Source organism: Spirosoma lacussanchae, from assembly GCF_005870035.1.
Lineage (GTDB): Bacteria > Bacteroidota > Bacteroidia > Cytophagales > Spirosomataceae > Spirosoma > Spirosoma lacussanchae.
Window position 1 is genome coordinate 140,648 of the sequence record NZ_SWJG01000007.1, and the last position, 13,610, is coordinate 154,257.

The following is a 13,610-nucleotide window of genomic DNA, read 5'->3' on the forward strand; positions in this document are numbered from 1 at the left end:
AAACAATGAGCGATTGAGTGAGTGGGTGATTGAGTGGCAGTCTGCCCAGATGCGGGCCTTTTCACTCAATCGCTCAATCACCCATTCACTCATTAAGTTAACAGTACCTGCGTCAGGACGAAGTCGGCGACGACGATGGCGATACAGCTGTTGGTAACGGCCGAGGTCGATGCGCTGCCGACTTCGAGGGCGCCCCCCCGTACGTTGAAGCCCTGGTAGGCCGAGATGGTCGACACCAGAAAGGCGAACACGACGGTTTTGATCAGCGCAAACGAGACGCCAAACGGTTTGTACTCGAACCGCAGTCCCGATACGTACTCTTCGGGCGAGATAACCCCCGCCAGTGTACCGGCAATGTAGCCGCCCAGGATAGACAGGAACCCGGCCATGATCACCAGCAGCGGAAACATCAGCACCGACGCGATCACCTTCGGCAGAACCAGGTACGAACTCGAGTTGATACCCATTACCTCCAGCGCGTCGATCTGCTCGGTAATGCGCATCGTGCCCAGCTCGCCCGCAATGTTGGAGCCGACCTTACCCGCCAGCACAATGCAGGAGAGGGTAGGGGCCAGTTCGAGAATAGTACTGTCGCGGACAATGAGCGCAATGATGTTTCTGGGAACGAAGGGGTTGGTCAGGTTATAGGCCGTCTGTACGCAGGTAACGGCCCCGATAAACGTATTGACCAGCGCCACGATAAAAATCGATCCGACCCCGATTGATACGCATTCGTTGAGAATGAGGCCGAGGTATACGCGCAGTTTTTCGCGGTTCCGGAAGAGCGTGCCTAAAAAAATGAAGTAGCTGCCTATGCGTGACATAAAAGCGTGTAGCGAAGCCCATAATTGCCCGCTTGCCGGGCGAAGGTGGCTTTTGGTGAGAACCTCAACAAAGGTAGAATGGTTTCTACCGTTATTTGTCCTATGAAACCACTCATTGTTGTAACCGGCGGTACGAAAGGCATTGGCCGCGCTATTGTTGATAAATTTGTGGCCGAAGGCTTCGAAGCCGTTGTCTGCGCCCGCTCGGTCGAGGGCCTGGCCGGGCCCGACCGGCTACCGTTTGCGGCCGATCTGGCCACGCGGGCGGGTGTCGATGCGCTGGTCCACTACGTGCAGTCGCTGAACCGGCCCGTTGAGGTGCTGGTCAACAACACCGGCACCTTTCAGCCGGGGCAGATCCATAACGAAGCCGAGGGTACGTTCGAGCAGCTCATGAACACCAACGTAGCCAGCGCCTACCACCTGACCCGTGGGCTGGTGCGGGATATGATGATTCAGCGGAGGGGGCATATTTTTATGATGTGCTCAACGGCCAGTATTACGGCCTACACCAACGGCGGCTCGTACTGCATCTCTAAATTTGCTCTGCTGGGCATGAGCCGGGTGCTGCGCGAGGAACTCAAGCCGCACAGCATTAAGGTAACCGCCATTTTGCCGGGGGCTACGCTGACCAACAGCTGGGAAGGGACCGACCTGCCCGAAGACCGGTTCATGAAACCCGACGATGTGGCCGATAGTGCCTGGGCCGCTTACACCTTGTCAAAAAGCGCGGTGGTCGAAGAGATTCTGATCCGGCCCCAGCTGGGCGATATCTGAGCCAGTGAGTAAGGATAGGGCTAAAACAGACCGGAATGGCCATTACGCACTGCCTACTGACGACTCCTTCGTATCTTGCGGCCCACTTCACTTGCCCGAACCTGTAAACTGCAAACTGTAAACTTATAAATTAAGCATGTCTTCTGTTGAGTATCTGGGTATCGATGTTGGCGGTACGAACGTCAAAATGGGAATCGTTGACGCTACAACCGGCAAAATTTCCAATTTCTACAGTCACGACACCATCAGCTGGCGCCAGTCGGGCCACTTTATGGATCGCTTCGGCGATGCGGTCGCGCTGCAACTGCTGGCTAACAAAGAGGTAAAACGGGTCGGAATTGGCCTGCCTGGTATGCTCAGCCCCGACCGGACTGTGGCGCTGGAGATCACGGCCATTCCCGAAATTAACGGAACGCCGATTGTCGATATCCTGACCAAGCGGTTTGCGGGGGTTCAGTTTTTTCTGGCTAACGATGCCAATGCAGCCGCGCTGGGCGAATATTACTTTGCCGAAGAAAAAATTACCGAGAACTATATCTTTATCACGCTCGGGACGGGCGTGGGCGGAGCGGCCATTATCAACAAGAAAATCTTTACCGGGGGCGATGGAAACGCCATGGAGCCGGGCCATATCCCGTCGCGCAACGGCCGGGTGCTGGAGCGGAACATCGGCAAGGTCGAACTGCTGCAACTGGCCACCCAGCGCCGGAGCGAATACACCGGCGAAACCCAGCTGCCCGCCGATGGCGATATTTCGACAACGGGTCTGGTAGCCGCAGCCGCCGAGGGCGACGAGCTGGCGCAGCAGATCTGGGACGAGGTAGGCGAGATGCTGGGCGAAGGCCTGGCGTCGCTGATCAAAATCCTCGACATCAAACAGGTGCTGATCGGTGGCGGGCTGTCGGCTTCGTTCGATTACATCATGCCGGCCGTGAACCGCACCCTCGATTACTGGCTCAATCCGTATTACAAAAACGGTCTGGCCATCAGGAAAGCTACGCTTGGCAACGATGCCGGCCTGCTGGGTGCCGCGTCGCTGTGTTTCGAGTAGGTCGTAAGCGATCAGTCTACAGAGAGCGGGGGTAGAGGATACGTTGACAGAAGTTAAAACGTCGTCAGCGGATTCTCTACCCCCGTTTTGCGGAGCGAGTCGGTGCTAAACGATATTGACTTCAGGCGTTATGCTGATGCCGAAGGTGTCCTGAACGGAGGCCTGAACCCGTTGCGCCAGGGCTATGATCTCGTTGCCGGTTGCGTTGCCGTAGTTGACCAGGACCAGCGCCTGTTTGGCATGTACCCCCGCGTCGCCGGTGCGGTAGCCTTTCCAGCCCGCCTGCTCAATGAGCCAGCCCGCCGGTACTTTTACCATTTCGTCGCCAACGGGATAGCCCGGCAGGTTTGGATACTGGCCTTTCAGGGCGTCGAATTGGGTTTTTGGAATTTCGGGGTTCTTGAAGAAACTCCCGGCGTTGCCAATCTCGGCGGGGTCGGGTAGTTTGCTGCGCCGGATGCGGATAACGGCTTCGCTGATGGCCTGAATGGTCAGCTCATCGTCCGACACGCCCATCTCGGTCAGCGTTTCCTGGATGGCGCCGTAGCGGGTATGGAAAGTAGGCTGTTTGTCGAGCCGGAACGTAACGCTCGTGATGATGTACTGCCCCTTCAGGTCGCGCTTGAATACGCTCTCGCGGTACCCAAACTGGCAGTCGGCATGGCTGAACCGGCGCTGCTCGCCCGTTTTTACGTGAATGGCCGTCAGCGAGTCGAACACCTGCTCAATCTCGACCCCGTAGGCTCCGATGTTCTGCATGGGGGCAGCCCCCACCGTACCCGGAATCAGCGACAGGTTTTCGAGCCCGGCGTAGTTATGCTGAACGCAGTACAGCACCAGCTTATGCCAGTTGACGCCCGCACCGGCGGTTAGGTAAATATGCGCATCGTCTTCCCGGACCACCTCAATGCCCTGTATGTTGAGCCGAACGACCAGACCGTTGAAGTCGTGGCAGAGCAGTACGTTGCTGCCTCCTCCCAGAATCAGCTTGGGAGTGTCGAGGTGATCGGTAAGCTGAAGCAGCGTCTGTAAGTCATCTTCCTGATTAATTTCAACCCAATAGCGCGCGTTGACGTCAATCCTAAACGTGTTGTAAGGCTTGAGCGACACGTTGCTTTGTATATTCAGCATGTGTTGTCAGAGTAATCCCCAAAATTAACCAAAAATAGCCCATGGGATACCTTACCCCGGAGCCACTGTCTTTAGAAATCCAAATTGGTTAATTTTACGGGTCAAAATCAAGATTATATGCGGCACGAACTTTGGTTGAATTGTCTGGGGCTGGCGCTGGTGCTGAGTAGTTGCGCGGGCAGCCGGGTAAGCTCGTCGTCGACAGCGTCTTCGTCAGACTATAACTCGTATAATGAGGATCTGACGGCCACCCGGCCGGTATATGCCGGTACGCCCGCCACTACCGCCGGCAGCGCCACCACGCGCCCGGCTACGGTATCGGCCGCATCGGGAGCCGCGACAGCCCCCACCCGTAAAAATGAGACCCGCAAACCGGCTGGTGTGCCGGAGGCTCTCCACGTGAACCGGCAACTCGAACTGGCGCTGGATACCATTGCCGACAAAAATCGCTCGGTTCGTTACGCCCCCGGTTTTCGGGTGCAGGTGTATGTAGGCAACCAGAGAAAAGAAGTTGAATCAATTAAGTTACTGATTTATCAAAATTTTCCCGAACTTAGCCCATATTTGAGCTACAGTCAGCCTACCTATAAACTTAAAGTAGGCGATTTTATGCGACGTATGGATGCAGAACGGTATTATTCTTCTATTAAGCAGCTTGTCTCCTCGGCACAGCTGCAAGCTGATAAAATAGATGTTCGCCGAAGCCTGTTAATAAAATAAGTACCATTTTTGAGTATATAGTAAGCTTTTTTAATAAGATTTGTACAATTTTAGCAGTCACTCATTATTTACGACCGTAGTATGAAAAAAGCGCTGGTAACCGGAATTACCGGACAAGATGGGGCCTATCTGGCCGAACTGCTGCTGGCTAAAGGGTACGAAGTTCACGGTATCAAACGCCGGAGCTCGTTGTTCAACACCCAGCGGATTGATCACATGTATGAAGACCCGCACGAAAAAAATGTGCACTTCAAACTTCATTACGGTGATCTGTCTGACTCGACGAATATCATCCGTATTATCCAGGAAGTACAACCCGACGAGATTTATAACCTCGGCGCCATGTCGCACGTGCGGGTCAGCTTCGACGAGCCGGAATACACCGCGCAGGTCGATGGTATTGGTACACTACGTATTCTGGAAGCCGTTCGGCTGCTGGGCCTGACCGAGAAAACCCGCATCTACCAGGCGTCGACGTCTGAGCTGTACGGCGGTGTTCAGGGCCACGCGCAGTCAGAAACGACCCCGTTCTACCCCCGCTCTCCCTATGCCGTAGCCAAACTGTATGGCTACTGGATTACGGTAAACTACCGCGAGGCTTATAACATGTATGCCTGCAACGGTATCCTGTTCAACCACGAGTCACCGCTGCGGGGCGAAACGTTCGTAACCCGAAAGATCACCCGCGCCGTTGCCCGTATCGGTCTGGGTCTGCAGGATAAAGTATACCTGGGTAACCTGGATTCGCTGCGTGACTGGGGCCATGCCAAAGACTATGTTGAGGCCATGTACCTGATTCTGCAACAGGATACGCCCGAAGATTTTGTGATCGCTACCGGCGTTACGACCAGCGTTCGTGACTTCGTGAAGATGGCGTTTGCCGAGATCGGCGTTGAGCTGGCGTTCCAGGGCGAAGGCGCTTCAGAAACGGCGGTAGTCGTTAGCGCGTCGAACCCCGACTTCCCGATCGAAGTTGGTAAAGAAGTGCTGGCGGTTGATCCCCGCTACTACCGTCCAACCGAGGTAGACCTGCTGCTGGGCGATCCGACCAAGGCAATGACCAAGCTGGGCTGGAAACCGAAATACGATCTGCCCGCCCTCGTTAAGGATATGATGACGGCCGATATTGCCCTGTTCCAGCGCGATCAGTTGCTGGCGCAAAGCGGCCACGCTGTACTGAACTACTACGAGTAGGCCTCTACAAACGAGACAATACCGAAACGGCCCGCCAGGATTTCCTGGCGGGCCGTTTCGATATCTATTGCTTACGGGCCGATTAGACCGGCACGGCGTAGTAGTACATCCGCGAACTGTTGGGGTACATACCGATCAGCATCAGGCCTTCGCCTTCTTTCACGGCCGACATGATGGCCTGCAGGTCTTTGGTCGTTTTTACGTTCCGGCCGTTGGCTTTCACGATGATGAAGCCTTCTTCAACGTCGGTTTCGGCCAGTTTGCCGTCCCGGATCGACTTCACCCGAACGCCACCCGTAATGCCGAGCTGCTTGGCCTGCTGAGCCGATAGCTCTTCAAACTCGGCGCCCAGTGTACTCAGCGCGGTGCTGGCGGTCGCTTCGGTTTTCTTGATGATGTCACGACCACCGTTGCGGTTGCGCAGCTCTACGCGGAAGTCACGCTCCGTACCATCGCGGTTGACGGTTACCGTTACCGCGTCGCCCGGCCGACGACGACCGATGATTTCGCGCATCTGCGCATCCGAGTCCAGCGGCTGACCTTCCATTTTCACGATGACGTCGCCTTTCTTCAGGCCAGCGGCTTCGGCAGCGCCTTTTTCAACTACGGTTTCTACGTAGATACCGCGCCCTACTTTAACCCCTTTTTCTTTGGCTACCGTGCTGTTGAGCTCGATAGGCAGGATGCCGAGGTAACCACGCTGTACATTACCGTACTTCAGGAGGTCGGCCGATACTTTCTTCACCAGCGACACCGGTACGGCAAATCCGTATCCGCTGTAGTAGCCCGTAGCTGAGGCAATGGCCGAGTTAATACCGACCAGTTCGCCACGCAGGTTGACGAGCGCACCACCCGAGTTACCGGGGTTGATAGCCGCGTCGGTCTGGATGAAGGCTTCGATAGGCGTATCGGCTTTGGGGTCGTTTTGCTGGCGGGCATTCTGGTTCAGGATACCGATACCACGGCCTTTGGCACTAACGATACCCGCCGTAACGGTCGATTCGAGGTCGAGCGGATAACCAACGGCCAATACCCATTCGCCCAGTTTCAGCGCGTCAGAGTCGCCGAGCGTAATAGCCGGCAGGTTGTTGGCTTCTACTTTGATAACGGCCAGGTCGGTCAGTGGGTCGGTACCGATCACTTTCGCTTTAAAGCTCCGTTTGTCGGTCATGATTACCTCTACCTCGTCGGCGTCCTGCACCACGTGGTTGTTGGTAACGATGTAGCCGTCTTTGCTGATGATGACGCCCGAGCCGGAAGCCTGCCCCTGCTGACGGCGGGGACGACCACCGCCCTGTCCGCCAAACTCATCGCCGAAGAACTCCCGGAAGATGTCAGGAACCTGCTGCTGGCGTACCGTACGGGTCATGGTGGTGCGAATGTGCACTACCGTAGGCGTAACCGCTTCAGCCGCCGTCGAGAAGTCGCCGGGAGCTGCCGTTGGGCCGTTACCTGTCAGAGCCGCCAGGCGGCCCGTGATCGTCGGCGTGGGAGCCGATTCGTTAAAAATCACATCCCGCTGGTTGAACCCAAGGAGGTTATAAGCGGCCAGCGTAATTACACTCGAAAGGAGTGCCATCAACGCTAAAACTTTCCAGTTGCTTTTCATGGTTAAACGGAATAATCTGATTGCTGTCTTTTGTGTAGATCACTGACCTTTCAGTCTGTGAATATAACGGAAACCGGGGGGCGAAAAATCCAGCTTGTGTTGGTCCTTAACAAAATTTAACAGGCCTTTGTTAGGTGGGTTTCTTAACGAGCGAACAGCCCGTACAGGGTGTATCCCGGCGGGCTGTTCGATGCCTCAGGCAAGGCAATTATAGGGCATTGTTCCTATAAGAACCAAATGCTTAGCCACCAATTTCAATCTGGCGGGCGGGCTTCACTTTAGCCTCTTCGCGTTTGGGTAATTCGATTTTCAATACACCGTCGGTGTAGGAAGCCTGGATGTTATCGGCATCAACCGAGGTAGGCAGCGTAAACGTCCGCTGGAACGACGAATAACTAAACTCCCGGCGGGTATACTTCTCGTTGGTCTGGTCGGTCTCTTCCTTTTTGGTTTCCTGATAGGCCGAAATCGACAGATTGTTATGATTCAGGTTCAGCTTGAAGTCTTCTTTTTTCAGACCCGGAGCGGCTACCTCAATCCGGAATCCATCCTGATGTTCAACGACGTTGACCGCCGGTACGTGACTGACCGATGGCATGTTGGTATTGAAAAAGTCGTTCATGTCGCGGCCAAAAAAGTTCTCGATCAGCGACGGAAGGTTGTTGTTCGAACGCGTTAGCGAGTTCATAACGGTTGTTGGTTTTGTGTTAGGAATTAAGTTCAAGGTTCTGTAAGCCTATTTTTCAAATTCCGTACCAACGCCTTTATCGATCAATAACGAGACAATATGGCAGCTATTCCTGATCTTTATTTCGGAATGCAGCCATTATGTCGCAGTTAGGCCCGCTGAAGAGGTGACAAATGAACAAATCTGATCCCAGGCCGAAGCAACCGGGACCAGCAACAAGCCGTAATCCTGCCTATGGGCGGGGCCATCGGTAAACGTCATGTTTCGGGATACGCCGGTGGGCGGGGGAGGGCTACAGTTTGGTGTCCAGCAGAGCGAGCGCTTTTTCGGCGGCCGACTGCTCGGCTTTTTTCTTGGAATAGCCGCTGCCGGTAGCAAACGGCTCATCGGCTACGATCACCTGCGCAATGAACTCGCGGAAGTGGCTGTTGCCTTTCTCGGAGATGATCTCGAAGCGGACGTCTTTACCGGCCCGCTGCGCCCACTCGATCAGGCGACTCTTGAAATTGACATTGTTCTGCACCACCAGATCGATGTCGTAGTGGGCCAGCAGGTCTTTAAGGATAAACCGACGCGAAAACCGAAAGCCTTTGTCCAGATAGATAGCACCCACGAGGGCTTCGAGGGCGTCGCCGTACATGGAGGTGCGGGTTGGCAGGCTGCGCGTCCGTTGCCCGTCGTACTCGATCAGCTGGTCGAGGCCAATCTTGCGGGCAATGCCGTTCAGGGTTTCGCGGTTTACGATCCGTGAGCGAATCTCGGTCAGAAAACCTTCGTCTTTGTAGGGGTATTTTTTGAACAGGTATTCGGCAATGACCATACCGAGTACGGCGTCGCCGAGGTATTCGAGCCGTTCGTTCGATTCGCGGAATCCTTCAATGGCCGTTGCTTTCGACGCTGACGTATGGCGCAGGGCCAGCTGGTACAAACCCAGGTTAGACGGCGACGCCCCAATAATATGCGCAATAGATCGACGCAGGTTCTTCCGCGGATCAGCCTTGCCGGGACGGAACCAGTCAAACGGGTTAAACCAACTACGGGGCAGCGCGAGTTGCACGACTCAGCTAAGTTTACGGAAAATGACGATGGCGTTATGACCACCAAATCCAAACGCGTTACTCATCACCGTGGTCAACGGGCGAGCCTGAGCGGTCAGGGGCGTCAGATTAAAGCGTGAATCAATTTCCTCATCAACATTGACCAGGTTAATGGTTGGCGGTACGAGCTGGTGCTCGAGCGCCTTGATGCTGGCAATAGCCTCTACAGCCCCCGCGGCTCCGAGCAGGTGGCCCGTCATCGACTTGGTAGAGCTGATGTTCATCTGGAACGAATGATCACCGAATAGCTGGTAAATCGCTTTCAGCTCCTGCGGGTCGCCGATGGGCGTTGAGGTACCGTGGGTATTGATGTAATCGATTTCGCCGGGCTGAATGCCGGCATCGTTCAAGGCATCCTGCATGGCCAGGTAAGCACCCAGTCCCTCGGGGTGAGGAGCGGTGATGTGGTACGCATCGGACGACATTCCACCGCCAATCAGCTCGGCGTAGATGTGAGCACCCCGGGCCTGCGCATGGTCGAGGTCTTCCAGAATCAGCGATCCGGCGCCTTCGCCCAGAACAAATCCGTCGCGTTCCTTGTCGTAGGGGCGCGACGCACCCTGGGGGTCGCTGTTGCGTTCGGAGAGGGCTCGGTTGGCGTTGAAACCGCCGATACCCGCCCGGGTTACGGCCGCTTCGGACCCACCCACTACGCACATGTTCAGTCGGCCAAGCCGGATGTAGTTGAAGGCGTCGATGATGGCGTTGTTAGTCGATGCGCAGGCCGACACCGTTACGTAGTTCGTACCCCGGAATCCGTAGCGCATCGAGATCTGGCCCGACGCACTGTCGGCAATCATGCGCACGATGAAGAACGGATTGATGCGGGGGGTGCCGTCGCCTTTGGCGTAGTCGATCATCTCGTCTTCGAACGAGCGAAGCCCGCCGATACCCGACCCCCAGATGACACCGACCTTGTTGCGGTCGATGGTTTCGAGGTCGATGTTGGCGTCTTTAACGGCTTCGTCGGTCGCAATCAGCGCGTAATGCGTAAACGCATCCATCTTTCGGGCTTCCTGACGCGGAATATACTGGGTTACGTCAACGCCCTTCAATTCGCAGGCAAACTGCGTACGAAACTTGCTGGCATCAAATTTAGTAATGGGACCGGCCCCGCTCACGCCAGCGGCCAGATTATTCCAGTAAGTGGATACATCGTTGCCAATCGGTGTCAATGCACCGAGGCCGGTCACTACTACTCGTCTGAGTGTCATACAGAATTACTGCGTAATGAGAAAAGAAGGTATGCCGCAGGGGTCGACTTCGGCGCGGGCTGTCGACAGATCAGGCCAGCGCCGAGGTTTTCCAGAATCGGCCCTTAAATAAACTCCTTCGGTATCGGACTGAACGAACCGGTACCGAGCTGAATCCATCTGTCAGCGGAGCTGGCAAAAAGCAGACGGAATTCATACAGCAGGAGTAATGCCGTTCCTCCGAAGCTTACTTGCCAGCTTGTCCGGCGTTTTTCTCCAGGAAGTCAATAGCCTGGCCTACCGTCAGGATCTTTTCTGCTTCGTCGTCAGGAATCGACTGGTTGAATTCCTTCTCAAATTCCATGATCAGTTCGACCGTATCGAGCGAATCGGCACCCAGGTCGTTCGTGAAGCTTGCCTCCGGCGTTACCTCCGACTCTTCAACGCCTAATTTCTCAACAATAATGCTTTTTACTTTTTGTGCAATTTCTGACATTTTAGTAGCCCGTTGGGAGTTAAAAAACTGCGCAAAGAAACGGATTAACCTTTGTATTGTCAAACTATTTTTTGCCCCTATGCTCAGGTCTGGTGTTTTAAAATATATTTATAAATGATTGATAAACAGAAGTTTTTGCTAGCGAAGCCTGGGTTTTGTTCATCATCTGGGGGAGGGTAGGCCATTAGTTTGGTAGGGTATTTATGGTGTTTTACCCCTCCGGTGTCTCCCCGAACGAGTCGGTTGGTTCGTCGGCTATTCCGAACAATCTCGGTATATTTGACCTCCTTATCAGTACAAGCTATGTCTCAGAAAATTGTGCGCGTCGGCGATATCGACTGTGGGTCGGACGAGTTGTTCCTCATCTCGGGCCCCTGTGTGATCGAAGACGAAAAAATCATGATGAGCGTTGCCGAGCAACTCCGCGAGATTGCCGAACGACTCCATATCAAGGTCATCTACAAGTCGTCGTTCCAGAAGGATAACCGCTCTGACCTGACCTATTATTCCGGACCGGGCCTCGACAAGGGTATTGCCATTCTGGCTAAGGTGAAAGAGCAGTTTGGCTTCCCCATTCTGACCGATATTCACTACCCCGATCAGGCTGCGGCTGCGGCCGAAGTAGTCGACGTACTGCAGATTCCGGCCTATCTGTGTATGCAGAGCATGCTGGTGGTAGCGGCTGCCCAGACGGGGCGGGTCGTGAATCTCAAACACGGCCAGTTTCTGGCGCCCGAGAACATGAAACACCCGGTCAAGAAGATCGAAGACTCAGGTAACGACCAGATCATTCTGACCGAGCGGGGCTATACCTTCGGCTATAACGACCTGGTGGTCGATCCGCGCAGCTTCTACCACATGGGCCGCACCAACTACCCGGTTGTATTCGACGTAACCCACGCCATCCGGAAGTACGGTATTCCGTCGAAAGATGTGAAAGGCGGAGCGCGTGAGTACCTGCCCGTACTGGCCCGTGCGGGTGTAGCTGCGGGGGTCGACGGGCTGTTCATCGAAACCCACACCTGCCCTTCCGAAGCCCTCTGCGACGCGGCCAGCCAGCTGGATATCCGCTACCTGGAAGAGTTCATGAAGCCGCTGCTGGAGTTGCACGCCGTTGAAGTGAAGTACCGCAATACCCTGCCCCAGCTGGCCTAGCCAATCGGGTTCTGCTTTCCTTGAAGCCAACGCTGCCTGTGCAGGTTGGCTTCTTTTCTATAATCTGTTCCATGAATGTACATCAGGAGATAGAGTCGCTGTTTACGAATCTGGGTGGCCGGTTCGTTACCCCCGTCGATACACTGGCCGGGAAGGTGAGCCGCGTGCGGGCCATTGTCTTCGACTGGGACGGGGTGTTCAACGACGGCACCAAAACGGGTTCGGGCAGCAGTCCCTTCAGCGAGGTCGACTCGATGGGCACCAACCTGCTGCGGTTCGGCTTATGGCTGCACCAGGGCGAGCAGCTGCCCGTAGCGGCCGTCATTACCGGCGTTACCAACATCATGGCCGATAAGCTGGTCGGGCGCGAGCATTTCGATGCCTGCTACTCGCAGGCGAAGCATAAGGTCGATGTGCTGACTCATTTGCTGGATCGGCATGGCCTGCAACCTCATGAAGTGGCGTTTTTCTTCGACGACGCGCTCGATCTGTCGGTGGCGCAGGTGGCCGGGGTTCGGATCATGATTCACCGCACGGCCAACCCGCTCCTGACCAGTTACGTAATCAATAACAACCTGGCCGATTACCTGACGGGGCATACCGGCGGGCAGTTTGCGGTGCGGGAGGGCTGTGAGCTGCTGCTGGGGCTGTTGGGTCAGTTTGAGCCGGTCATGCTCGAGCGGTTGCGCTACCGGCCCGTATACGACCGCTACTACGCCCAGCGCCAGCAGATCGAATCGGCCTACTGGACGGTTAGTCTGGACGGGACAATTACGGCCCAGGAACCGGGCTGACCTTAACTGCCGAGACTGCCGATCGTTTCGCAGACGTAGGTTGGGATGATGCCTGTGGCCAGGATGCGAAGCTCGGCTTCGTGGGGGGCGGTGTTGCCCGTCAGTACCAGCGCCGTATCGAGACCAAACTTGTTGCCGCCCAGAATGTCGGAGCGGAGCGTATCGCCCACCATCAGAATGTTTCGTTTGCTGATGCCCGGCATGCGCTCCTGTACGCGTTCGTAGGCAAACATGAACAGCTGCGCATCGGGTTTGCCGAAACGGATAAACTGCTTCCCCACAATGGACTCCAGCATGTCGGCAATGCTGCCGATGGCGATGGCCAGCCGGTTTTTCGAGACCGGGTAAGTCGCGTCGGTATTGGCCACGATAACCGGAATGTTGCGTCGGCGGAGCAGGTTGACGGCTTTGTTGATGTCGGTATTCCAGTCGAACCCTTCGTCGTCGAGCAATACGAGTGCGTTCACTTCGCTGATATTTTCGAGGGTTAGCTCGCTGATGGAGAGCGTATGCAGATCGGCCGATTCGAGATAGTGGGCCGAGTTTTGCGTACCGAGGTAGGCCACGGTGCCGTGATCGACCTTGAGCTGCAGATACTCGCGGGCCAGCATACCCGACGAGATAATCATATCGGGGTCGATGTCGGTCAGACCCAGCCGCCAGTAGGATTCGGCCAGCTGCTGAGGACTGCGTGAGGCATCGTTGGTCAGAATATAAACGGCTTTCTGCTGCTCGCGCAGGTAGGAAAACGTTTCGACAACCCCCGGAATCAAGCCCTTATAATTTTTAAGAACGCCGAATGCATCGAAGAAAAAAACCTGGTACTGGTCGGCGAGAGAAGCGAAGGGCTCTAGTGTCATAAGTAAAGGGTAAGTCGTCAG

Annotated in this window: 14 protein-coding genes; 6 read left to right on the forward strand and 8 right to left on the reverse strand. The window is 55.3% G+C overall.

What is annotated here, in order from left to right; translation table 11 throughout:
• Positions 1-92: 92 nt before the first annotated feature.
• Positions 93-824 carry an MlaE family ABC transporter permease gene (locus FBR45_RS21175; RefSeq protein WP_138506040.1) on the reverse strand — a complete coding sequence of 244 codons (732 nt, stop codon included), beginning with the start codon at positions 822-824 and terminating at the stop codon, positions 93-95.
• 102 nt (positions 825-926) lie between these two features.
• Here FBR45_RS21175 and FBR45_RS21180 point away from each other — a divergent pair, with 102 nt between their 5' ends.
• Complete coding sequence (locus FBR45_RS21180) at positions 927-1,601, forward strand: SDR family oxidoreductase (protein WP_138506042.1); 675 nt, start codon at positions 927-929, stop codon at positions 1,599-1,601.
• 136 nt (positions 1,602-1,737) lie between these two features.
• The gene (locus FBR45_RS21185) at positions 1,738-2,652 is read left to right on the forward strand and encodes an ROK family protein (RefSeq protein ID WP_138506044.1); all 915 of its coding nucleotides are present in this window, start codon (positions 1,738-1,740) and stop codon (positions 2,650-2,652) included.
• A 105-nt stretch (positions 2,653-2,757) separates the two neighbouring features.
• Here the strand turns inward: FBR45_RS21185 and murB are convergent, their stop codons facing one another.
• Positions 2,758-3,783 carry a UDP-N-acetylmuramate dehydrogenase gene (murB, locus tag FBR45_RS21190; RefSeq protein WP_138506046.1) on the reverse strand — a complete coding sequence of 342 codons (1,026 nt, stop codon included), beginning with the start codon at positions 3,781-3,783 and terminating at the stop codon, positions 2,758-2,760.
• A gap of 117 nt (positions 3,784-3,900) precedes the next feature.
• Here murB and FBR45_RS26440 point away from each other — a divergent pair, with 117 nt between their 5' ends.
• Complete coding sequence (locus tag FBR45_RS26440) at positions 3,901-4,503, forward strand: SPOR domain-containing protein (protein ID WP_171044930.1); 603 nt, start codon at positions 3,901-3,903, stop codon at positions 4,501-4,503.
• Positions 4,504-4,584: 81 nt separating this feature from the next.
• A complete protein-coding gene (gene gmd, locus FBR45_RS21200) occupies positions 4,585-5,697 on the forward strand; it encodes a GDP-mannose 4,6-dehydratase (RefSeq protein ID WP_138506048.1) in 1,113 nt (370 codons plus the stop codon).
• A gap of 82 nt (positions 5,698-5,779) precedes the next feature.
• On the opposite strand, the gene FBR45_RS21205 is transcribed toward gmd, so the two are convergent.
• From FBR45_RS21205 to FBR45_RS21225, 5 genes are all read right to left on the reverse strand, one after another.
• Positions 5,780-7,306, reverse strand: coding sequence for a Do family serine endopeptidase (locus FBR45_RS21205; RefSeq protein WP_138506050.1), 1,527 nt, complete (start codon positions 7,304-7,306; stop codon positions 5,780-5,782).
• 241 nt (positions 7,307-7,547) lie between these two features.
• Positions 7,548-7,994, reverse strand: a complete 447-nt coding sequence (locus FBR45_RS21210; protein ID WP_138506052.1) for an Hsp20/alpha crystallin family protein — start codon at positions 7,992-7,994, stop codon at positions 7,548-7,550.
• Positions 7,995-8,286: 292 nt separating this feature from the next.
• Positions 8,287-9,051: a ribonuclease III gene (rnc, locus tag FBR45_RS21215; RefSeq protein WP_077922296.1), complete on the reverse strand. Its 765-nt coding sequence runs from the start codon at positions 9,049-9,051 to the stop codon at positions 8,287-8,289.
• A 3-nt stretch (positions 9,052-9,054) separates the two neighbouring features.
• Complete coding sequence (fabF, locus tag FBR45_RS21220) at positions 9,055-10,305, reverse strand: beta-ketoacyl-ACP synthase II (protein WP_138506054.1); 1,251 nt, start codon at positions 10,303-10,305, stop codon at positions 9,055-9,057.
• A 226-nt stretch (positions 10,306-10,531) separates the two neighbouring features.
• On the reverse strand, positions 10,532-10,780 hold the full coding sequence (locus tag FBR45_RS21225) for an acyl carrier protein (protein WP_077922294.1): 249 nt from the start codon (positions 10,778-10,780) through the stop codon (positions 10,532-10,534).
• A 303-nt stretch (positions 10,781-11,083) separates the two neighbouring features.
• Here FBR45_RS21225 and kdsA point away from each other — a divergent pair, with 303 nt between their 5' ends.
• Positions 11,084-11,935, forward strand: a complete 852-nt coding sequence (gene kdsA / locus FBR45_RS21230; RefSeq protein WP_077922293.1) for a 3-deoxy-8-phosphooctulonate synthase — start codon at positions 11,084-11,086, stop codon at positions 11,933-11,935.
• A gap of 71 nt (positions 11,936-12,006) precedes the next feature.
• Positions 12,007-12,729, forward strand: coding sequence for a phosphatase (locus FBR45_RS21235; protein WP_138506056.1), 723 nt, complete (start codon positions 12,007-12,009; stop codon positions 12,727-12,729).
• A 2-nt stretch (positions 12,730-12,731) separates the two neighbouring features.
• Here FBR45_RS21235 and FBR45_RS21240 read toward each other — a convergent pair whose 3' ends face one another.
• Positions 12,732-13,589, reverse strand: a complete 858-nt coding sequence (locus tag FBR45_RS21240; protein WP_138506058.1) for a TIGR01459 family HAD-type hydrolase — start codon at positions 13,587-13,589, stop codon at positions 12,732-12,734.
• Positions 13,590-13,610 lie beyond the last annotated feature (21 nt).